The organism is Salinisphaera sp. SPP-AMP-43 (assembly GCF_049568105.1).
Classification (GTDB): domain Bacteria; phylum Pseudomonadota; class Gammaproteobacteria; order Nevskiales; family Salinisphaeraceae; genus Salinisphaera.
Map to the genome: position 1 here is coordinate 3,327,843 of NZ_CP145335.1, position 21,519 is coordinate 3,349,361.

Sequence of the window (21,519 nt, forward strand, 5' to 3'; positions counted from 1 at the left end):
ACACTGGCATAGTATGATGCTCGCTTGGTCCGCGACGACCCGGTGCCCCGGCCCGATCCGCAGAGAAACCATGAATCAATCGTCCAAACACGCCACGACTACCGATTCTCTCGAGACCCATCTAAAGCGAGAGAATCCTTTACTGCTCGAGCCTCTCGCTGAATTCCGGCGACTGGACCGCATCGCCCATCGTATGGGCCTGCTGGCCCCGGGCGAGAGTTTCACGCGGCGTGTTCCCTGGTGGCCGGTCATCTCGCTCCTGGGTACCTTTTCGGCCGGCAAGTCGAGCTTCATCAACAGCTACCTGGGCACGACGCTGCAGCGCACCGGCAACCAGGCGGTCGACGATCGTTTTTCCGTGATCTGCTACAGCGAGGACGGCGAGCCGCGCACCCTACCCGGCACCGCCCTGGATGCCGACCTGCGGTTTCCTTTCTACCGTATCAGCGGCGATATCGAAGACGTCGCGATCGGCGAAGGGCGACGCATCAACAACTATTTGCAGCTCAAGACCTGCAACTCCGAACAGATTCGCGGCAAGATCCTGCTCGATTCCCCGGGTTTTGATGCCGACAACCAGCGATCGGCCACCCTGCAGATCACCGATCGCATCATCGATCTATCCGATCTGGTGCTGGTGTTCTTCGACGCCCGCCACCCCGAACCCGGGGCCATGCGGGACACGCTGCAACATCTGGTCTCGAACACGATCAATCGCGACGATGCGAGCAAATTTCTGTTCGTACTCAATCAGATCGACACCACGGCCGGAGAAGACAACCCAGAGGACGTCGTGGCCGCCTGGCAACGGGCCCTAGCCTCCTCCGGCCTGACCGCTGGCCGATTCCTACGCATCTACGACGAGGAGGCCGCCGATCCGATCGCCGATGAATCGCTGGCCACGCGCTTCAAGCAGAAAAAAGACGAAGATATCGCCGAAATCCATCGGCGCATGAAAGGCGTCGAGGTCGATCGCGCCTATCGCGTGGTCGAACTCATGACCGGCGCCGCCGACGCCTTGGCCGGCCGCCAGGGCGTTGGTCAGCTTCGACAGCATCTACGCCAGTGGCGGCGCCGCACCCTGATCTACGACGGCTTGGCGCTGCTGCCGATCGTGCTGGCCTGTGGCGCCGCTTTCATCTGGGCACACGATACAGCCATGGGGGGCGTCGAACGGATGTTCAGCAATACCCCGTCCGGCTGGGCCATCGTGGCGTTCGTGGTGATCGTGCTCGGCCTGATCCATTTCGGTAGCCGCACACTGGCTGCGCGCCAGATCAGCAAACGCATTCAGCCGGCCTCGCAGCAGACCTTCAGCCTCGATCTGAAGCGTGCGTTCCGCCGCAATACACGCTGGTGGCGTGGCTTATTTTCGATTCATCCCAAGGGCTGGCATGTCTTTGCCCGGCGCCGCGTGGCCCGGATTCGAGGCAAACAGGAAACGATGGTACGCCGGCTCAACGACCGCTTTACCCAGCCGTCCGGCTAGCCACAACGATGCGGCGATCGCCGTGGTCGATCGCCGCGTTCCAAGCCTCCGGTCGCCGTACTGGCATTCGACCGGCACCGGCCAGCTGCTTTCTCAACAGGCCGTCTGGTGATAACGCGCCATCTGCCAGCCGAGCTCGGCGAGCTCGCCGACTTGCTGGGCAACCCGTAGCCCCTGTTCGCTATGGGCTTCCCCCGGGAACGCACGGGCCTGGGCCGTCTGGGCCAAAGCTGCCATGCCGAACAGGGCATAGGCGATAAACACGGGCCAACCCTCGATCGGCGGCAGACCACGAATCGAGCGATAGCGCGCCAGCAACTCGGATTCGTCGGGAATGCCCCATGCCGTCAGATTCAGCCCGAGCATGCCAGGCAACAATTCCATGTCATCGGGCAGATAATACGGCAGACAGGCATAGGCCAGATCCGCTAAGGGATGGCCCAGGGTAGCCAATTCCCAGTCCAGTACCGCGGCCAGTTCGGCCCGGTCTGCGGCGAACATAAGATTGGCCAGACGAAAGTCGCCATGGGTGATGGTAGGAGCCGTACCGGCCGGCATATTCACGACCAGCCAGTCACCGAGCGCAGCCATCGCCGGATCAGGCGTGCCCACGGCCTGTTCGTATTGATACTGCCAAGACGCCGCCTGGCGCGCCAAGTGCCCGTGGACCGGTCCGAACCCGGTCAGCCCGACCTCGGCGACATCGACCTCGTGCAGGGCAGCCAGGGTATCGACCATACCGCGATAGACTCCGCCTCGCTGTTCTGTTGGCAGGGCTGCGAGCCTGGGGTCGTCCAATGTGCGGCCAGGTACATAGTCCATGAGATAGAACGCGCCGCCGAGCACGGATTCATCGGCGCAGTACCCTTGAACCGCCGGTACCGGCACACTTGGGGTTGCGGCCAGCGCGGCCATGACCCGGTATTCGCGCTCCAACCGGCCGGCCGATCCCGAACTCGCAGGCGATGCATGTTGGCGCAAGACGAATTGCGCCCGATCGGCGTGGTCTCCTGAATCGATCAGGAACGTGGGATTCGAACGCGCCCCGGTGAATCGCTGCACGTATAAGCGGCCATGATTCTGGCCTCGTTGGTCGAGATAACGTGCCAACGCCTCGGTATCGAAACGGTCTGGGTCAACCGCCTCGGTCGGCTGCGGCGCCACGGTATTTGGCCGTCGCTCATCAAAAACCAGCGACATGACGCCCTCTCCCGGTCCGGTCGACGGCATCAGCAGCCGCTAGCCGGCAGCGCATGCTGCTTGCCGGACTCGGCCTGCCCAAGCTCAAATGTGAGACGCCCGCGCCATGCATCGCCGCGAAAACGCCCCGGACATCAAGCGCCGAAAACCGTACGCAGGCCGGCGATTCGCGCCCGCCTGCGGCGCGTACGCAATACGCTGGCATAGTCCCCATCTCCTTCAACAGGAACCGGCCGAAACCGATTCCGAATGAAATTCGACGCTCGCACGCCCAGACAGACCGATCAATGCCCCCTTTGGCGAACACCCGGGCCGGGATGGGCCCGCCGCCCCGCTCTGCAGGCGAGCGCCGGGCCCTAGCCCACACTACCGGTTTCAGTCCTCTAGATCGGACTCGGCACTGGCGAGCAGGCGGAATTCCTCATCGGCCGTCTTGGCCACCAGATGATGCCGACTATAGACGAAGAAATAGGCCGCCCCGATCGCAAACAGCAGCAGGGTATAGCCGAACGCCCGCGGATCGAAGGCATAGACCCCGGTCAGCGCCACCAACGACAGCACCAGCGCGATCGACGAGGTCACAATGCCACCCGGGGTGCGATAAGGACGATGCAATTCGGGCTGGCGCAGACGCAGCAGAATATGGCTGGCCGCCATCAGCGCATAGGACAGGGTTGCTCCTACTACGGCCATGCTCAGGATCAAATCACCGGCGCCGGTCAGCGACACCAGGAAACCCAGCACGCCGGGTACGATCAACGCCCAGACCGGCGTTTTGCGCGCACCGGTCAGCGACAGCGCACGCGGCAGATAGCCGGCCCGCGACAAGGCGAACACCAGTCGGCTATAGCCGAAGATGATCGAAAAGAACGAGGCCACCAGCCCGGCCAGCGCCAGCACGTTGACCATCGTGGCCAGCCCCGGACTACCGCTGGCACGCAGCGCATCGACCAGCGGCACGCCGCTATCGCCGATCATTTTCGCCCCGGCGGCACCGGCTAATAGAACGACCACGAGGACTGCCGTACAGATCAGGAATAGCATGGCCGCGATGATGCCGCGTGGCACGTCGCGGGCCGGGTTCTTGGACTCTTCCGCAGCCAGGGGCACGCCTTCGACGGCCAGAAACAGCCACATTCCGAACGGCAAGGCCGCCCAGACGCCGTACCAGCCATAAGGCAGGAAAGTCGAAGCACCGAGCGCATCGGTTGGCGCGATATCGAACAGGCGTGCGGCATCGAAATCGCCGACCAGGGCGATCGAAGTCACCGCGATCGCGAACACCGCGAGCGCGCTGATCGCAAACATGGTTTTGAGCGCTTCGCCGGCGCCGGCCAGATGGATGCCGACGAACACGATATAGAACACCGCGTATACGATCGGCCCATTGAGCCCGATCAATTCCGCGACCGCCGAGCCGATGAAGATGACGATCGCAGCCGGTGCGAGCGCATATTCAATCAGCACAGCAAAGCCGGTCAGATAGCCGCCCGCCGGGCCCATCGCCTGGCGGGCAAAACTGTAGCCGCCACCGGCTGCCGGTATCGCCGCCGACATTTCGGCCAGCGACAGGACCAGCGAGAAATACATCACGCCCATGAGAACCGCAGCGATCACGAAACCGCCCCAGCCGGCTTGGCCAATACCGAAGTTCCAGCCGGCAAAATCGCCAGATATGACACCGGCCACACCCAGCCCGGCCAGCAGAACCCAGCCAGCGGTCCCGCGGGCCAGCTGTCGCTTGGCCAAATATTCCTGTTCGACAGTCGGATCGCTCATGTGTTGTCTCGTTGGCTATGAATTGGGAAGCCGGCCTAGCCGGTCAGGAAGTTGCGGGTCCCTGCGTCGTCGTTCTCGATCACGCCGTCGTCGCTGCGATCCTTGAGCCCGACCCCGGTAAGCCCGAGCCGCTTAGCCTCATCAAGCAGATAGACCAGCCGCTGGGCTGCGCGCTGCGGTGTCAGGCCGGCCGGACGCACATTGGAAATACAGTTGCGGTCTGCATCGCTGGTATCGCGCCCCGGGGCCCAGGTCAGATATAGGCCAAGGCTGTCGGGCGAGCTCAATCCCGGCCGCTCGCCGATCAGCACCAGTACTGCCTTGGCGTTGAGCCGGGGCGCGATATCGTCGCCGATCGCGACCCGGCCCTGCTCGACCAGCGTCAACGGCGCGATCCGCCAGTCGTGGTCGCTGTCGGCCAAAACTTCGGATAACGCTTCGAGAAAAGTCACGGCATGATCGTGAACGGCACGCGCGGATAGCCCGTCGACCACCGTTACGGCCAGGTCGAACGGCTGCTGAGTGCTGTGCTGTGTTTCACTCAGCGCGGTCCGTGATGCCTCGTTCAGCAGCCGCCCCAGATCCGGCCGCTGCAGATAGATCGTACGGTCGTCGGCCTGGCTGTGTAGGCGCGTCGGCGCCTGGCCGAGCGGCCCGTCGATACCCGACTCGGCCAGTGCCGAACACCAAGCCTCGATATCGAAAGCCCGATGCACGGCATCGATGGCCTGGGCATGGGCAAGCTGGAAGGCCAGCATGCGATCGGTCGGCAGGCTGACACCAGCACGGCCGAGCCCGATCCGAGCGTCGGTAAACGCTCGCAGCTGCCGCCAGCGATTAGGGATGACGCCACCGTTTTCGGCGGCCCTGGCCACCGGCGTCCGGAGGTTGTCGTGATCGTCATTCATCGGCAGATTCCCCGGCCGGTAGGCGCTGCAGGGCATCGGCAAAAGCACCTGGTGTCTCGTCGTTCAGGCGCTGAGCAGCGGCGTCGGTGAACACACCGGACTGTTCCAACCAGGCCTCGAACTCGGGTGCCGCCTGTAGCCCCAGAGCACGGCGGGCATAGAGGGCATCGTGGAAAGAGGTCGTCTGGTAATTGAGCATGATGTCATCCGAGCCCGGGATGCCCATCACGAAATTGACTCCGGCCACGCCCAGCAGGGTGAGCAGGTTGTCCATATCGTTCTGGTCGGCCTCGGCATGATTGGTGTAGCAGACATCGCAGCCCATCGGCACGCCGAGCAGCTTGCCGCAGAAGTGATCTTCTAGCCCCGCGCGGATGATCTCCTTGCCGTCGAACAGATACTCCGGGCCGATGAAGCCGACCACGGTATTGGTTAACAACGGTTCGAAGTGGCGGGCCACGCCGTAGCTTCGGGCTTCCAGCGTCTGCTGGTCGATGCCATGGTGAGCATTGGCCGACAGCGAACTGCCCTGCCCGGTTTCGAAATACATGACGTTGTCGCCGACCGTGCCACGTTTTAACGACAGCGCCGCGTCGCGGGCCTCGGCCAGATCGGACAGCGAAAAACCGAAGCTGCGGTTGGTGGCCTCGGTGCCGCCGATCGACTGAAACACTAGATCGACCGGCGCCCCGCCCTCGATTGCCTCGATGGTGTTGGTCACGTGAGTGAGCACGCAGGACTGGGTGGGGATCTCGTAGCGACCGATGATGTCGTCGAGCAAATGCAGCAGACGCTTGGTTTGGGCGACGTTGTCGGTGGCTGGATTGATGCCGATCACAGCATCGCCGTTGCCATACAGCAGACCATCTAGAATCGAGGCGGCGATGCCGGTCGCATCGTCGGTCGGATGGTTGGGCTGCAACCGGGTCGACAGGCGCCCGGGCCGGCCGAGGGTATTGCGAAAGGCGGTAACCACCGGCGCCCGTTTCGCGGCCAGAATCAGATCCTGGTTGCGCATGATCTTGGATACGGCCGCCGCCATTTCAGGCGTTATACCGGGCCTGATAGCGGCCACGACCCCGGCATCCACAGCATCGGAGAGCAGCCAGTTGCGAAAGTCGCCGACCGTGAGATGCGAGATCGGCGCGAACGCCTGCCGATCGTGGCTGTCGAGAATCAGCCGCGTGATCTCATCGTCTTCGTAGGGCACAAGCGGCTCCTCCAGGAACCGCTTGAGGGGCAACTCGGCCAGCAGCATCTGGGCCACCACGCGCTGCTCGGCCGATTCCGCGACGACGCCGGCCAGCCGATCGCCCGACCGGGCCGGCGTTGCCTTGGCCATAACGTCGGCCAGCGAATCGAACACGAAGGTGCGTTCACCGAGGGTATATCGATAATCACTCATAAACACCTCCTTGCAAGGTCCCTGCCAACCCTATGTACCGGATCGCGAGGCACTAGAACAGGCCGGCCGGGCTGTCCGAATAAGACACCAGCTGGCATTTGGTCTGCTGGTAGTGCTCGAGCGCCTGCTTATGGGTCTCGCGGCCGATGCCCGACCGTTTGTAGCCGCCAAACGCGGCATGGGCCGGGTACTGGTGATAGCAGTTCACCCAGACTCGCCCGGCCTGGATCCGGCGGCTGACCCGATGGGCACGATTGATGTCGCCGGTCCATACCCCGGCGCCAAGGCCGAACTCGGTATGGTTGGCGATCGAGATTGCCTGGGCCTCGTCGGAAAAGGTCGCAATCGCCTGGGTTGGGCCGAAGATTTCTTCCTGGAAGATCCGCATGCTGTTCTCACCCTTGAACATGGTCGGCTGGATATAAAACCCGCCGGCCAGATCGCCTTCCATATCGGCCTTGCCACCGCCCAGTAGCAGCTCGGCGCCCTCGTCGCGACCGATGTCCATATACGACATGATCTTATCGAACTGCTCGCGCGAGACCTGGGCCCCGATCTCAGTATCGGTATCCAGCGGATTGCCCTGGCGCAGAGCGCGGGCCCGCTCGACCGCTCGTTCCATCAGCGGTTCGTAGATGTCTTCCTGAATCAGCGCGCGCGAAGGACAGGTACAGACCTCGCCCTGATTGAGAAAGGTCATCATCAGCCCTTCCACGCATTTATCGACAAAAGCATCGCCGCGTTCGAACACGTCCGAGAAATACACGTTCGGCGACTTGCCGCCCAACTCCAGCGTGACCGGCACGATGCGCTTGGCGGCATTGCTCATGATCTGGCTGCCGATCGGCGTCGAGCCAGTAAAGGCCAGTTTGGCGATCCGTGGATGCTCGGCCAGTGCTGCCCCGGCCTCGCCGCCCAGACCGTGAACCACGTTGAGGACGCCAGGCGGCAAGATATCGCCGATGATCTCCAACAGCTTGCAGATCGAGGCCGGGGTCTGCTCGGCCGGCTTGAGTACGCTGCAATTGCCCGCGGCCAGCGCCGGCGCGATCTTCCAGCCGGCCATCAACAACGGGAAGTTCCAAGGGATGATCTGGCCCACCACGCCGAACGGCTCGTGGGTGTGATAGGCGACCGTGTCTTCGTCGATCTCGGAAATCGAGCCTTCCTGGGCCCGGATACAGCCGGCGAAGTAGCGAAAATGATCGACCAACAACGGCAGATCGGCCGCCAGCGTCTCACGCACCGGTTTACCGTTGTCCCAGGTCTCGGCGACCGCCAGCGACTCTAGGTTCTCTTCGATCCGGTCGGCGACTCGCAGTAGCAACCGCGAGCGCTCGGTGGCCGGGGTCGCTGCCCAGCCCGGCGCGGCTCGACTGGCGGCATCGACCGCAGCGTCGATATCCTCGGCGGACGAGCGCGGCACCTCGCAGAAGGCTTTGCCGGTGACCGGGGTGACATTGCTCAGATAGCGGCCATCGGCCGGGGCCCGCCATTCGCCGTTAATGAAGTTATCGTAGCGTTCGTTGAAGCTGACCAGGGCATCGGTTTGACCGGGGTTAGCATAAAGCATAATGGCACTCGCTCCGCTTTTTGTGATTTCTCGAACAAGAGTCGCAACTTGCGTCGTGAATTCACGCTAGCGCGAACACAGCGCACCGACTTGTCGGACAATCGCAAACGCTTGCGCTCCAGTCTCAATTGGACGATCACGAAATCAGACGATATCGATGCCTTCGAATACATTATTAAAAAGTCGGCAAACCCCATTAAGACTCATCGAAAATCGAGTCGCGATCGCCGGTGATAACTCGCAACTGTCCATTTATGACACTTACTATCCGGCCGCCCGGGTCGCTCTATCGTCCAGCCATCTGCTGTACTGCGGCATGCTGGCCGGGCGCAAGATCATGCACGGGGCCACTGATACCCCTTGCGATTTTCTACCTAACGAGTCGTTCGTGCTGGCCCCAGACCAACAGGTTCTGATCGATTTTCCCGAGGCCCGACTGGACTCGCCCACGACCTGCATGACGATCGAGATCGATCGCAGTCAGGTGGCCCGGGTCTGCGACATGCTCAACACCCGGCAGCCGCGTGATGGCGGCTTACCCACATGGGACTATGTGCCGCGCGCTCTGCATATGCCCCATGGTGCCCCTACCCAGGCCTTGCTGGAACGGCTGATCCAGCTCTACGACGACGACCACCCGGATCGCGATGCCTTGATCGATCTGGCCCTGGACGAGCTGATCGTGCGCATGCTGCGGACCCAGAGTCGCGAGCTACTGCTCGAAGAGGTGCGTACCGGCGACCAGCCCCGGCACGGTCTTGCAGCGGCCTTGCAATGGCTACGGGATAATTTGTCCCGACCTCTGGACTGCGGCGAGCTGGCCCGCTCGGCCTGTATGAGCAAGGCGCAGCTGTATCGCCAGTTCAAGCGAGAAATCGGCTACACACCCGGCGAATACCAACAGAAACTACGTATCGACCAGGCCCGAGACCGCCTGACCTTCAGCTCGGCGCCGATTACTCAGATCTGTCTCGATCTGGGCTATCGCAGTCCCAGCCATTTCTCGCGCTGTTTCAAGGCTGCCACAGGTCTGCCACCGAGCAGCTATCGCCGCCGATCCGGCCAGCCCGCGATCGACCGCGATTGGACGCCTGCGAATCAGCCGCCCTCAGTGCCGTTCGCGGAGTAACCGCCGCCGCGCTGACTGCACGAAAGCGCGGCCTCTATTCGGCTTTTAGACGACCTCTACAGCTCCGGCAGGCATAAAAAAAGCCCGACCGAGCGGCCGGGCTTTCCATCATCGAGCGATCGAGGCAACCGATCGCTTGGGAGGAGACCTTATCGGCGATCGGCCGAACCGGACATCACAACTTCGTCATGGCGCCCATCGACCGAGTCTGCATCCGCCGTACGGCGGGTGCTGCGCGGCATGACGTGGGTCTGATAGTTGCCAGACTGCACGGCCGCGTTGTCCTTCGCCACCCGACGATAGTCACTATGCGCCGAAACATCATGGTGTTCGGCCGTATGACGGGTGGTGTCCGAAACCACATGGGTCTGGTAGTTGCCCGCGCTAACCTGCGCCTGGGCATTGGCACCGGCGATGCCAATCAAAGCGGCGCCAGTGGTGAGAGCAATACTGCGGAAAAGATTTCGGTGCGTCATTTTCGACCTCGCTGTCGAATAATACTTTCGTCGTACGGAGGCTAGTTTGGCGTCTTATCAGACAGATGCAAGGGTTCGGTTACGACTAAAGTTTAATGCCAGCGATAGCCCTGATTTATCGCCTAGGTTCCGCCCATAGCGATACGCATGCAATAGCTTGATGATGCAGCTTTTATCGGAGGTCGGCGCCGCCCCGATACAATCGAGATCCGGCCATACGCGATGGCTCAAACGCACCAAACCAGCCATTGATTGAGCCGCGCCGGATCACAAACGCACCATGTTTGCGCACAGCCACGGACCTAATCGTCGAGCCCGCTTTGCGGGCCGGTTGCCACGCTCGCCTCAAGCAGAAGCTCGAGCGTCTGGCCCGCGCTGCTCGGCAACCGATTCCCGCGGTTCGGCTGAACCCGGATCGCGACCGCCGATCCTGGTGCGCAGCCGCATACGGGTTGGGTGCCCCTGGGAGCGCCATCGGCCCGGCCATAGCCAGCACGTCTTATCGCCCGCCGGTGGGCTTGATTGGCATCCATCGCCGGCCGGCGGCAGAACCCCCTCGACGTCTGGCGTCTTTGAATCTAATCGGCGGGGCACTAGCATTTGCTATCCATGCCATCGGGCACAGCATCGATGGCAACGATTCATCCTCCTATCGGAGCTCGTATCATGCCCGAATCGATCCCAGCCCAGATGGCGGCCATGCAACTGGTCGGCCACGGCGGTCTGGACCAGTTGGTCTATAACCAAGATGTTCCCGTGCCCAAGCCTGGCCCGGGCGAAGTGCTGGTCCGGGTCACCGCGACCGCAAAGAACAATACCGACCGCAAGGCACGCGAAGGGCTGTATCCAACCAAGGATAAGGACGACACCACCTCGTTCGCGATCGGCGGCTCACCGACTCTGACCTTCCCGCGCATCCAGGGCGCCGATATCGTCGGCCGGGTGGCCGCGATCGGCGCCGAGGTCGCCGAAACGCGTATCGGCGAACGGGGACTGCTGGATTTCAATATCTACGGCTCGGACCGCCGCGATATCAATCTCACACCCGATTACTACGGGCATGGCGCCGACGGTGGTTTTGCCGAATACGTCGTGCTGCCGTCGGACCAGTTCCATGCTGTGAACAACCCGGAACTCTCAGACGCCGAGCTGGCTTCGATGGGCATGTGTTCCTATCAAACCGCCTACCACATGCTCACGGCCGCGAACGTCGGGGCCGGTGAGCATGTCTTGGTCACCGGCGCCAGTGGCGGGGTCGGCACGGCGCTGATCCAGCTCTGCCGGGTCATCGGCGCCATTCCCTATGCCCTGTCCACAGAAGAAAAAGCCGCCCCACTGTATGAGCTCGGGGTCGCGCATGTCTTCGATCGCCGACACATGGACGACTTTACCGCACAGGTCCGCGAAGCCACGGGCGGCGCCCCCCTCGATGCCGTGATGGACCTGGTTGGCGGCGACGCGACCATGCGCTTTATCGAAGCCATGACCTTCGACATGAACGCGCGCACCAGCTATCCAAGGCTATCGATTGCCGGCGCCAGTGGTTCCAACGTGACCGAGGTAATGTGGACCGTGATCTATCTCTACCAGGTCCAGATCTTCGGCGTGTCCCACGGCACCCGCGTAGAAGCCGAACAACTCATCGACTGGATCCGAGCCGGCCAGCTCAAGCCGGTACTGCATGCGGCCTTCAAACTGTCGCGGCTGCGCGAATGCGAGCGTTATTTCGTCGATCGCGGCTCGAACTTCCTCGGCAAGATCGTGGTCGTGCCCGACAGTCAGTGGGCCGAGCACGGCGTCCCTTATACCCTGGAGAACGTCTGATGAGCCGCCAGTATGCCCTGCGTCTGATGGATACCCATGCCGGCGGCGATGTGAGCCGGATCGTAACCTCGGGGATTAAGGAGCTACCGGGCGATACCGTCCGTGCCCAGATGGTCTATCTGCGCGACGAGGCCGACGATCTGCGCCGGTTGCTGCTTGAAGAGCCCTATGGCATTCCCGAGATGTCGGTGGATCTGATCGTGCCGCCCAGCGACCCTCGGGCTGCGGCCGGCTATATCATCATGGAAGTGATGGGCTATCCAATCTATTCCGGCTCGAACACTATCTGTACCGCCACTGCCGTGCTCGAAGCCGGCATCGTGGACAAGATCGAAGGTGTACAGCACTTCATGCTGGAAGCACCGGCCGGCCTGGTCCAGATCGAGGCCCGGGTCGAAAACGGCGTGGTTGAAGCGATCACCTGCGAAGGCCTGCCAAGCTACATCGACACCTTTGATGCACGCATCGACGTGCCGGGGATCGGCGAAATCACCTATCACGTCGCTTATAGCGGCGGCTTCTATGCCCTAGTGGATGCCACCGAGCTCGGTTTCGAGCTGGTGGCCTCTGAGGAACGCCGCCTGGCCGAAACCGCGCATGCGATCGTCGAGGCAATTCGGGCCGATCGCTTGTTCTCGCACTATAGCCTGGGCGATGTCGGGCCGCTGCCGTTTCTGCATTTCATGGGCCCGGTCGACAACCCGGCCGACGGTTTCTATCGTTCGCGTTCAGCGACCTATGTCCATCCCGGGGTGATCTGCCGCAGCACCACCGGCACTGGCACCTCGGCCCGGCTGGCCTTGATGAATCATCGCGGCCAGATCGGCCCCGGTGATCGGCTGGAGACGGTTTCGCTGCGCAACACGCGCTTTATCGGCGAATTCGTGGCCCGCGATCATGCCGAAGGCCACGACGTAGTCAACAACACCATTACCGGCAAATCGCACGTCATCGCCAACTCCGAAATCATCGCCAATGCCGACGATCCAATGATCACGCATCTGACGCTCGGCGGCGTGGTGGACGAACGCCGCTGAATGAGCCCGCCGGACACGCGCCAGGCGTGCCCGGCGGTCATGTTTCAGATGCGCCTGCGTAGCGTGGGCCGCTTGATTTTCGGCCTGCGATCGTTATTTACCGCGTATCGACACTATCAAGCGAGCCTATTCATGGCGGACTACCAGAAAAGCGAACAAGCCATCTCGCAGCTGACCCCCGAACAGTATCGCGTGACCCAGGAAAGCGGTACCGAGGCCCCGGGTACCGGCGAGTACCTGAGCAACAAAGCGCCTGGCATCTACGTAGATCTCGTATCCGGCGAACCGTTGTTCGCCTCCAGCGATAAGTACGAGTCAGGCTGTGGCTGGCCGAGCTTTACCAAACCGATCGAAACCGCCCACGTCAGTGAAACGACCGACCGCTCGCTGGGCATGACCCGGACCGAGGTCCGCTCGGCCCATGGCGATAGCCACCTCGGCCATGTGTTTCCCGACGGTCCGGCCGACCGCGGGGGCCTGCGCTATTGCATCAACTCCGCGGCCTTGAAATTTATCCCGAAAGACGACATGGAAGCAGCCGGCTACGGCGCCTATATCGATCAGGTGGAGGACATCCGATGAGCGAACAACGCGCAATTCTGGCCGGCGGCTGCTTCTGGGGCATGCAGGACCTGATCCGCAAACAGGACGGCGTCCTATCGACCCGGGCGGGCTACTCTGGCGGTGATCTGGCGAACCCGACCTATCGCGATCATGGCCATCACGCCGAGGCGCTGGAAGTAGTGTTCGACGATGAGCGCATCAGCTATCGCCGGCTGCTGGAGTATTTTTTCCAGATCCACGATCCGACCACGCGCAATCGCCAAGGCAACGATATCGGCGAAAGCTATCGTTCCGGTATCTACTACCTCGACGACGCACAGCGCGAGACTGCCGAAGACACTATCGCCGACGTCGAGGCTTCCGGCCTCTGGCCCGGCAAGGTCGTCACCGAGGTCAAGCCGGCCGGCGAATTCTGGGAAGCCGAACCGGAACACCAGGACTACCTGGAAAAATTCCCGAACGGCTATACCTGTCATTTTCCGCGGCCGAACTGGGTACTGCCGCGACGCCAGACCGCCTAACCCGCGGACGCGATCAGCGCGGCTTACAGCCGTGTGGCAGTAGTTTCGGCGGAATATTCGGGCTGACGCAGACCGTGTCATAGTTCCGGGTCGCCCCGGCGATCGTCGTCGAAGTCACACGCCGCTGCAGTGAACCACCCTGCAGCGGCGCGGCGCGGGCAAACGCCGTGACCTGTTTGAGATCGGCGTCGTAGACCAGCCGTGTAGTCTCTGGTTTGCCGTTGTGAAAACCGGCCTCTGCCAGCGTATCGGGCCAGCGATAATGGGCATCGACATAGTCGAAGACCGACTCGATGGCCTGTGCCGACTCGATCTTCAGGTTGTAGATCTGATCACGGGCCTTGGCGACAACCTGCTGCGCGTGCGGGTTGGAATGGCCCGATTGCTGCTGCTCACGCTGGTACTGGCCCAGAATTCGACCAGGCGAGGCGATCAGCAGCGCGCCGAAGACCGGCAACGCCAACAGCCCAACCGTGAGACAGAATGCGGCGATCACCGACAATACGTTCGGACGCGGGGCCACGGGATCGGCCATCACCAACGGTGGCTCGACTTCGCGATAGACCACCCGGGTACCGGCCAGTTTGTCGTGCAGACCCTGGCGGCGCCGGGTCACCGCGATCATAAATATGCCGATCATCAAGATCAGGCAACTCAGCCACTTAGCAAACTCTCGGCCGAACGCCTGGCCCCAGGTCAGACGGTCCCCGTTGTTATCGACCACGGCCAGACCGAGCAGATACTTACCCGGCGTGGCGCGCATCGCGCTGCCCTCGAACAGCGCGTAATAGGACGTCGAAATCAGCATTTGGGTCCAGCGACTGAGCAGGATCAGAATGCCGACATCGACAAAGGCGCCGTGCCCTCGCAGATAGGCTACTGAGTTCAGCAACAACAGCAGCGGCGTCGAGATGAGCATATCGATCAAGGCCGCCCCGCCGCGACGCCAGATGCTGGCATAGATATCGCGGCGCACCACGGACGCATCCTCGGCGCGGGCATGAGCTGCCCCGCATTCGCTACAAAAACGCGCCTCGGAATAGATCATCGCGCCGCACTACGCACACGGCATGCGTCCCCCTTTTCCCCACTGGCTCGAACGACACTTGTTCGACACAACGATTTTTAGCACAAAAGATTTGCCGACCGGGGCAAGATCGGCCGATGACCCACCTTGGGCGGCCGCCCCATCAGCGGCTCACGGCCCTCTTAGGGGCTAAGGCTCGCTCAACGCCGGACCAACGAAGCCATAGCGGCCTCGCATAGCCCGCCCGTCATGACCGGGCGCGTATAACTTGTCGCACACTCGAGCCTTGGCGAGGCCCAGGCCGCGGCATCTTGAAAATCCAAAGGCACGGGGCGCTCAACCCCCGGACTGGGCCGACTGACGATCGTCGATGAATCGCTTGTTATAACGTGCGGCGAAACGTTTTCTCAGCGCCTCCACCTTGGGCTCGTCATTCACTTTCAGGTAGTAGCTGTTCGGATGCTTGACGGCGTAGTTCTGGTGATAGGCCTCGGCCGGAAAAAATGGTTCACCCACGCTGACCTGGGTGGCGATCGGCCGATCGAATGAGCTGCTTGCTTCGAGCTGCTCGATATAGGCTTTCGCTACTCGCGCTTGATCCGCATTGGCGGCAAAGATCTCGGAGCGATACTGGGGACCGCGATCGGGGCCTTGGCGATCTATTTGGGTTGGATCATGCGCTACCGAAAAATAGATCTGCAATAAATCCGTATAGCGGATCTTCGACGGATCGTAGGTGATGCGCACGGCCTCGGCGTCGCCATAGCGGCCGGTGCTGGAATCTCGGTAATTGGCATGCGCCCGATCGCCTGCGGCATAGCCGGATACGACATCGGTCACGCCCTGTACATGCGAAAACACCGCCTCCATGCCCCAGAAACAGCCGCCAGCGAGTACTGACGTGGCCGAAGCGGTGGCGCTGTGTTTCAAATGGGTCTTCGCGGCCGGTAGCGCCGTGCCGTATGACGTATCGGCCGAACGCGCGGGCGTATCGAACACGGCCAAAGCCAAGACAATCATTCCGGCCACGCCGATACCAAGCGTCGCAGCCAGACGTATGGAACGTAGGTGCATATCAACCTCCGTGGGATACGCGATCGCCGCTCAGCCAGCGGCGATCGGAACAAAACGCATGGCAACCGAGTCCATGCAGTAGCGCAGCCCGGTCGGCCTCGGGCCATCGTTGAACTTATGGCCAAGATGGCCACCACAGCGGGTACAGGCGATCTCGGTACGGGCCATGCCGAGGCTGCGATCGACATGTTCGGTCACGTTCTCGGCAGCAATCGGTTGATAGAAACTGGGCCATCCCGTGCCGGAATGAAACTGGGCCGCCGAATCGTAGAGTGCGTTGTCGCAACCTCGGCAGCGATAGATGCCATGCCGCTTGGGCGGCTCGTAATATTGCCCGCTGAACGCTCGCTCGGTGCCCTGCTCACGCAGTACGTGATACTGCTCGGCCGTCAGCTGGGATTGCCATTCGGCAGCGCTTTTTACGACCGGATCGACCGTTCGGCGGCCCAGCCGGCGGCCTTGGTCATCGAAGGCTACGATCGTTACCGGCCCGGAGGGCGCAGACGCCCCACGGCTGCCGGCCCGGGCCGGCAGCCAACGGGTCAAACCACCCAACAGCCCAGCCCCGACCAACGCAGCCCCACCGAACAACAGTCGGCGACGCGCCGGATTGATAGACTCGCCCATGTCTTGCCTCCAGCCTGGCATGAGATCCTGACATCGGCGTCGTCGCGCCATTTCGAACAGATCGCCCGACCACGCCGCTCTAATGCTATCTACGTTTTAGCACCTGCGGCCGATGCGCGAACCACGGTCTTTAGATCAGCTCCGTAACGCCGGCCGGCCCGACCTGCATGTCTTTGTTGCCGGTCACCGCCGGACGTCAGCCAGGAAACAGCCCCGAGTAATGGTCGGCGATCTGGCCGGGCGTGGTCAGCCAGATATCGCGCCGATGGGCCGCGATATGCTCGAGCGCTCGGCGTAGCGAGCGCAACCGAAACGGCTGGCCAGCAATATACGGATGCAAGGCGATGCCCATCACCAACGATTGTCGCCGCGACTGCTCCAGCATCTCGTCGAACTGGTCGATAATTCGGGCCTCGAACTCGCGATAATCGCGGTGATGCGGCACCTGGATCGGGATATCGTTGATTTCCTGTGGATACGGAACCGATAGGATTTCGCCGTTGCCGCGGGTATCCATCCACACCGGCTGGTCGTCATGCGCCCAGTCCAAGTGATAGACGAACCCTGCCTCGGCCAGCAGATCCGGGGTGGCCCGACTCTGGGCGATCCAGGGCCCGAGCCAGCCGACCGGCCGCTCGCCGAAGGCATCGATCAGCGTGTCGCGCGCCTCGGCGATCAACTCGGCCTCACCGGCCTCGTCGAAATCGTTCTGGGCTTCACTGTTGGTCCGACCGTGGGCGATCAGCTCGCTGGACAGTTTCTGGCGATAGGCCAGGATCAACTCCGGGCAGTAGTCGGCAATCGCCGAATTCACGATCAGCCCGACCGGGAACCCGAGTGATTCAAACATTTCCAGCATCCGCCAGGCCCCGACCCGGTTGCCGTAGTCGCGCCAGGAATAGTTGAGCACGTCGGGCTGCTTACGCCCGGGCACGAGAGCCGCCCCGTAACCCTGGTCGAAATGGAAATGTTCGAAGTTGAGCCCGATATAAACCGCCAAACGCTTGCCCTCCGGCCATTCGAAGTCCTCTCGGTCGACAATGGCGCGGTAGGCATAGCGATGGTGATGACGCAGGGTGGTCGACATGTGGAGTCGCTTATCGCGGGGAAAGCATCATTCTATCGTCCGACGCTCAGACCCGGTGACCTTACCTGCCGCGTCCTAACCCTCGATCGAGATGACGATTCGTGAGGCACGGGATAGCGATACGCCGTCGATCGTCAAGCTTTGGGAGCGCTGCGCGCTGGCACACTCATGGCACGATCCATACCGCGATATTCAACGCACACGGCATGAGCCAAGCACATGGCTGTTCGTGGCCACGCAGCTCAGGCAGATCATCGGCACGATCATGGTCGGTTGTGATGGCCGTCGGGGCTGGCTGTAGTGCCTCGGCATCGACCCAAGCCATCGCGGCCGCGGCCATGGCGCAGCATTGATCAATGCCGCACAGGCTCATCTGATCGCGCTTGGCTGTCCCAAGCTGATGTTCACGGTTGGGCGCGGTCAGCCCGAACTCAAGGCTTACTATGATCGGCTCGGTTTCGCTGCTACCGAGGTCGCTATGTTCGGCGAACAGTGGTTCGAAGACGAGCCGGATACCGCTAGTTGAATAATGCGCCCCGCTACGGATGTGGTGTATGGGCGCTGCGTTGGTGGCCGCCGATCGTATTCTATACAGCGACTCACAACACCGCCGGCCCCATGGTTCGCCTTTTCATGGGCCACCTCGCAATCGGAGAGGGAGCGGGCGGTTCAAAGCACGCCGGCGATCCAGCATGTCGCCTACGCACGCCGAACGGCTACGCCACGTTCGCGGCGCTCGTCCGACCTCCCATCCTGGTTTCAAGGTAACGCTGGGCACAGACTCTCGCCGGGCGCATCAACGGGCCTTAGGGGTCGACCTCGAAGCGACGCGGGCCTGGGCCGGCCTTGCCCAATACATCGTCGGGATTGCGCAGCGGGCAGGCCTGTAAGGATAGACAGCCACAGCCGATACAGCCGTCCAGGGCATCGCGCAGCTGGGTCAGACCTTGGATACGCCGATCCAATTGAGCTCGCCAGAGTTCGGAAAGCCGCCCCCAGTCGGAGGCGCTCGGCGCTCGGCCTTCGGGCAGCGTCGTCAGGGCCTTTCGAATCTCGGCCAGGGGAATGCCCAATCGCTGGGCGGTTTTGATCACCGCGACGCGCCGCACCACATCGCGTCGGTAGCGCCGTTGGTTGCCAGCGTTACGGGTCGAGACGATCAACTGCTTACGCTCGTAGAAATGCAGCGTCGATACAGCTACGCCGCAGCGGCGGGCCACCTCGCCCACCGACAACGCCTGCTTGACCGGATTGAGTCGTGTCGTTTCCGTCATACTTGACCTTAATCAAGGTTGAGGTCACAGGCTAGCTGCTCCCTACTGTTGGAGACTGCCATGCCCAGCTATCTATCCGTTGCCGTCATCATGGGCAGCGCCCGCTATGGCCGGCGTTGCGACGCCGTCGCACAATGGGCAGCCCACGGCCTCGATAGCGACCCACGAATGGTCGTGGATATGATCGACCCGCGTGCCCTGCCCCTATCGCTCAACGATCAGCCATTGCCGAAACAGGCCTGGCACAACCTGGAGTCGCGACTTGAGCGTGCCGATGCGTTCGTGGTCGTAACCCCGGAATACAACCACGGTTATCCCGCGGCGCTGAAACAACTCATCGATGCCGTACGTTATCCCTGGCGGGCCAAGCCGGCGGCTTTCGTCTCTTACGGCGGCCGCTCCGGCGGCATCCGTGCGATCGAGCAGCTGCGGCTGGTGTTTGCAGAGCTGCATACGTTTACGCTCGCCGAATCGGTCGACATCGCTCATATCGATCGCTATGTCGATGAGCACAACCAGTTCCGGGCCGCGCCGGAACTGGAACGCGCCCTAGAAGCGTTGACCGAACGACTGCACTGGTGGGGCCGAGCTCTGCGCGAAGCGCGTCATGCCGCGCCTTATGACCCGGTATCGATACCGCGCTCGGCGTGATCACTTACCGACCCAAAACCCGTTGACGTTTGGTCCCCGCGCCGCAATCAAGACCGGCCCGCCGCAGCCCGCCCCGGCCCGATCGGCCAGGGCGGGTCGAACGAAAAACACGAGTCCTCCTGGGCGGCGTCGTACGTAATAGCGCACGCTTCGAACTCATCACAACGCAGGCGCCGCTGCCAGGTACGCCGACAGCGGCGCCCAGTACAGGGCTGAGATCAGGCGGCCGCGTCGAACTTCTGGGCGATGCCGTCCCAGTTAACGACGTTCCACCAGGCTTCGACATACTCCGGCTTGCGGTTCTGATACTTCAGATAGAACGCATGCTCCCAGACGTCCAGGCCCATAATCGGTTTACCCGATTCCGAAACCACGTCCATGATCGGGTTGTCCTGGTTCGGCGTCGGCACGATCTTGAGTTGATCGCCGCCGGCCGGCACCAGCCAGACGAAGCCCGAACCGAACAGGCCAGTCGCTTGCGCGGTGAATTGTTCCTTGAAATCGTCGAACGAGCCAAAGCTGTTATCGATGGCCTCGGCCAGCTTACCGCTCGGCTTGCCACCGCCGTTCGGCGACATGGTTTCCCAGAAGATGATGTGGTTGAGATAACCACCGCCCTGGTTGCGTACAGCCACACCGTGCTGACCGGCCTGGGACAGGATCGTCTCCAGATCCTGATCGGCCAGCGGGGTGCCCTCGATGGCGTTCTGGAACTTGGTCAGATAAGCGTTGTGATGCTTATCGTGATGGATCTCCATCGTGCGCCCGTCGATGTAGGGCTCCAGCGCATCGTAATCGTAGGGCAGATCGGGCAATTCGAATGCCATGACAAACTCCTTTTCACAAGAATCATTGCGATTGCCCAGCCGAGCCTAGGACCTTAAGCCTGGTTGAGGTCAAGCTACCGGCGCGGTTCCTGCTTATCGTTTTCCGACATCGCCGTTGCTATAGGGGGAGATCATGTTGAAACGCGCGTTGGTTCCAATGGCTGTGTTGTTTTTTACACTTGGCTTGGCGCAGGCCGCGCAGCCCCCGTCGGTTGAGCTGGTCGATATTTATCACGGCCAGGTCGATTTATCGGACTACTGGGCCTCAGAGAAGTACGACGGGGTGCGTGGCTACTGGGACGGCCAGCGCATGCTTACGCGCGGCGGGTCGGTCATCGACTTGCCGGCCTGGTTCACGGCCGATTTTCCGCATACCGCGATGGACGGTGAACTCTGGGCCGGATACGGCGCCTTTTCCGAGGCGTCCACGCTGATCCGAACCGGCGACGCACAGGATTCCGACTGGCATGACATCAGCTACCGCGTGTTCGATCTGCCCGGCCACGACGGCGATTTCGATGACCGGGTACCGGCCATTCGACAGGTGGTCGAGCAGATCGACGACCCATGGGTGGTGGCGATCCGGCAGTTCCACGTCGCCGACGACCAAGCCCTACATGCCGCGCTAGACAAAGTCATGGCCAAGGGTGGCGAAGGCTTGGTACTACATCGCGGCAGCCGCGACTATACCCCCGGCCGCCACGCCGGCTTGCTCAAGGTCAAACCCTATGAGGATGCCGAAGCCCGGGTGATCGCGATCAACCCGGGCCATGGCCGGCTGGAAGACAAGATGGGTTCGCTGGAGGTTCGTATGCCGGATGGTCGCCAGTTCGCGATCGGTACCGGCTTCACCGATACACAGCGCGACGACCCACCGCCGATCGGCTCCTGGATCACGTTCCGCTATCAGGGCGAAACCGCGACCGGGCTGCCGCGTTTTGCTCGTTTTCTACGCCGACGCCCCGGCGGGCCCCCACCGGAAGTTACGCCGCAGGGCCAACCCAGCCCCGCACCTTAGCGACTGCCGGTGCCAGTCGGCTCAGCAGT

At 62.2% G+C, this 21,519-nt stretch carries 22 protein-coding genes; 10 read left to right on the forward strand and 12 right to left on the reverse strand.

Translation table 11 applies throughout. From position 1 onward, the window contains the following. Window positions 1-70: 70 nt before the first annotated feature. The gene (locus V5738_RS14235) at window positions 71-1,489 is read left to right on the forward strand and encodes a dynamin family protein (RefSeq protein WP_423821478.1); all 1,419 of its coding nucleotides are present in this window, start codon (window positions 71-73) and stop codon (window positions 1,487-1,489) included. A gap of 93 nt (window positions 1,490-1,582) precedes the next feature. On the opposite strand, the gene V5738_RS14240 is transcribed toward V5738_RS14235, so the two are convergent. The 5 genes from V5738_RS14240 to V5738_RS14260 all read right to left on the reverse strand — a co-directional run bounded on the left by V5738_RS14240 (window position 1,583) and on the right by V5738_RS14260 (window position 8,354). Then, window positions 1,583-2,689 (reverse strand): phosphotransferase family protein, encoded by a 1,107-nt coding sequence (locus V5738_RS14240; RefSeq protein WP_423821479.1) that lies wholly within the window; start codon window positions 2,687-2,689, stop codon window positions 1,583-1,585. Window positions 2,690-3,064: 375 nt separating this feature from the next. After that, window positions 3,065-4,468: an ethanolamine permease gene (gene eat / locus V5738_RS14245; RefSeq protein ID WP_423821480.1), complete on the reverse strand. Its 1,404-nt coding sequence runs from the start codon at window positions 4,466-4,468 to the stop codon at window positions 3,065-3,067. Between the two features lie 35 nt (window positions 4,469-4,503). Next, window positions 4,504-5,376 (reverse strand): ethanolamine ammonia-lyase subunit EutC, encoded by an 873-nt coding sequence (gene eutC, locus V5738_RS14250; protein ID WP_423821481.1) that lies wholly within the window; start codon window positions 5,374-5,376, stop codon window positions 4,504-4,506. Then, window positions 5,369-6,781, reverse strand: a complete 1,413-nt coding sequence (locus tag V5738_RS14255; RefSeq protein ID WP_423821482.1) for an ethanolamine ammonia-lyase subunit EutB — start codon at window positions 6,779-6,781, stop codon at window positions 5,369-5,371. The genes eutC and V5738_RS14255 overlap by 8 nt, the downstream gene beginning before the upstream one ends. 52 nt (window positions 6,782-6,833) lie before the next feature. Next, complete coding sequence (locus V5738_RS14260) at window positions 6,834-8,354, reverse strand: aldehyde dehydrogenase family protein (protein WP_423821483.1); 1,521 nt, start codon at window positions 8,352-8,354, stop codon at window positions 6,834-6,836. Between the two features lie 157 nt (window positions 8,355-8,511). Here V5738_RS14260 and V5738_RS14265 point away from each other — a divergent pair, with 157 nt between their 5' ends. After that, window positions 8,512-9,483 carry a helix-turn-helix domain-containing protein gene (locus V5738_RS14265; RefSeq protein ID WP_423821484.1) on the forward strand — a complete coding sequence of 324 codons (972 nt, stop codon included), beginning with the start codon at window positions 8,512-8,514 and terminating at the stop codon, window positions 9,481-9,483. 149 nt (window positions 9,484-9,632) lie between these two features. On the opposite strand, the gene V5738_RS14270 is transcribed toward V5738_RS14265, so the two are convergent. Then, window positions 9,633-9,959: a hypothetical protein gene (locus V5738_RS14270; RefSeq protein ID WP_423821485.1), complete on the reverse strand. Its 327-nt coding sequence runs from the start codon at window positions 9,957-9,959 to the stop codon at window positions 9,633-9,635. 666 nt (window positions 9,960-10,625) lie between these two features. Between V5738_RS14270 and V5738_RS14275 the strand changes: the two genes are divergently transcribed. The 4 genes from V5738_RS14275 (at window position 10,626) to msrA (V5738_RS14290) (ending at window position 13,905) form a co-directional block, all read left to right on the forward strand. After that, window positions 10,626-11,783: an alcohol dehydrogenase catalytic domain-containing protein gene (locus tag V5738_RS14275; protein WP_423821486.1), complete on the forward strand. Its 1,158-nt coding sequence runs from the start codon at window positions 10,626-10,628 to the stop codon at window positions 11,781-11,783. Continuing rightward, window positions 11,783-12,820, forward strand: a complete 1,038-nt coding sequence (locus V5738_RS14280; protein WP_423821487.1) for a proline racemase family protein — start codon at window positions 11,783-11,785, stop codon at window positions 12,818-12,820. Before V5738_RS14275 ends, V5738_RS14280 begins: the two co-directional genes overlap by 1 nt. Before the next feature lie 132 nt (window positions 12,821-12,952). Further along, a complete protein-coding gene (gene msrB / locus V5738_RS14285) occupies window positions 12,953-13,402 on the forward strand; it encodes a peptide-methionine (R)-S-oxide reductase MsrB (protein WP_423821488.1) in 450 nt (149 codons plus the stop codon). Further along, window positions 13,399-13,905 carry a peptide-methionine (S)-S-oxide reductase MsrA gene (gene msrA, locus V5738_RS14290; RefSeq protein ID WP_423821489.1) on the forward strand — a complete coding sequence of 169 codons (507 nt, stop codon included), beginning with the start codon at window positions 13,399-13,401 and terminating at the stop codon, window positions 13,903-13,905. Before msrB (V5738_RS14285) ends, msrA (V5738_RS14290) begins: the two co-directional genes overlap by 4 nt. Before the next feature lie 13 nt (window positions 13,906-13,918). Here the strand turns inward: msrA (V5738_RS14290) and V5738_RS14295 are convergent, their stop codons facing one another. The 4 genes from V5738_RS14295 to V5738_RS14310 form a co-directional block, all read right to left on the reverse strand. Then, on the reverse strand, window positions 13,919-14,953 hold the full coding sequence (locus tag V5738_RS14295; protein WP_423821490.1) for an RDD family protein: 1,035 nt from the start codon (window positions 14,951-14,953) through the stop codon (window positions 13,919-13,921). A 315-nt stretch (window positions 14,954-15,268) separates the two neighbouring features. After that, complete coding sequence (msrA, locus tag V5738_RS14300) at window positions 15,269-16,006, reverse strand: peptide-methionine (S)-S-oxide reductase MsrA (RefSeq protein WP_423821491.1); 738 nt, start codon at window positions 16,004-16,006, stop codon at window positions 15,269-15,271. Between the two features lie 30 nt (window positions 16,007-16,036). Beyond that, on the reverse strand, window positions 16,037-16,633 hold the full coding sequence (gene msrB, locus V5738_RS14305) for a peptide-methionine (R)-S-oxide reductase MsrB (protein WP_423821492.1): 597 nt from the start codon (window positions 16,631-16,633) through the stop codon (window positions 16,037-16,039). A 196-nt stretch (window positions 16,634-16,829) separates the two neighbouring features. Next, window positions 16,830-17,720, reverse strand: coding sequence for a polysaccharide deacetylase family protein (locus tag V5738_RS14310; protein WP_423821493.1), 891 nt, complete (start codon window positions 17,718-17,720; stop codon window positions 16,830-16,832). Between the two features lie 91 nt (window positions 17,721-17,811). On the opposite strand from V5738_RS14310, the gene V5738_RS14315 reads away from it, so the two are divergent. Beyond that, the gene (locus V5738_RS14315; RefSeq protein WP_423821494.1) at window positions 17,812-18,021 is read left to right on the forward strand and encodes a hypothetical protein; all 210 of its coding nucleotides are present in this window, start codon (window positions 17,812-17,814) and stop codon (window positions 18,019-18,021) included. Between the two features lie 48 nt (window positions 18,022-18,069). Continuing rightward, the gene (locus V5738_RS14320; protein ID WP_423821495.1) at window positions 18,070-18,246 is read left to right on the forward strand and encodes a hypothetical protein; all 177 of its coding nucleotides are present in this window, start codon (window positions 18,070-18,072) and stop codon (window positions 18,244-18,246) included. A gap of 280 nt (window positions 18,247-18,526) precedes the next feature. On the opposite strand, the gene soxR is transcribed toward V5738_RS14320, so the two are convergent. Beyond that, entirely contained in the window at window positions 18,527-18,994 is a 468-nt protein-coding gene (gene soxR, locus V5738_RS14325) for a redox-sensitive transcriptional activator SoxR (protein ID WP_423821496.1), read from the reverse strand. Window positions 18,995-19,054: 60 nt separating this feature from the next. Between soxR and V5738_RS14330 the strand changes: the two genes are divergently transcribed. Next, complete coding sequence (locus tag V5738_RS14330) at window positions 19,055-19,645, forward strand: NADPH-dependent FMN reductase (protein WP_423821497.1); 591 nt, start codon at window positions 19,055-19,057, stop codon at window positions 19,643-19,645. Window positions 19,646-19,863: 218 nt separating this feature from the next. Here the strand turns inward: V5738_RS14330 and V5738_RS14335 are convergent, their stop codons facing one another. After that, window positions 19,864-20,472: a superoxide dismutase gene (locus tag V5738_RS14335; protein ID WP_423821498.1), complete on the reverse strand. Its 609-nt coding sequence runs from the start codon at window positions 20,470-20,472 to the stop codon at window positions 19,864-19,866. A gap of 133 nt (window positions 20,473-20,605) precedes the next feature. Between V5738_RS14335 and V5738_RS14340 the strand changes: the two genes are divergently transcribed. Continuing rightward, entirely contained in the window at window positions 20,606-21,490 is an 885-nt protein-coding gene (locus V5738_RS14340) for a DNA ligase (protein ID WP_423821499.1), read from the forward strand. The last annotated feature ends 29 nt before the right edge of the window (window positions 21,491-21,519 follow it).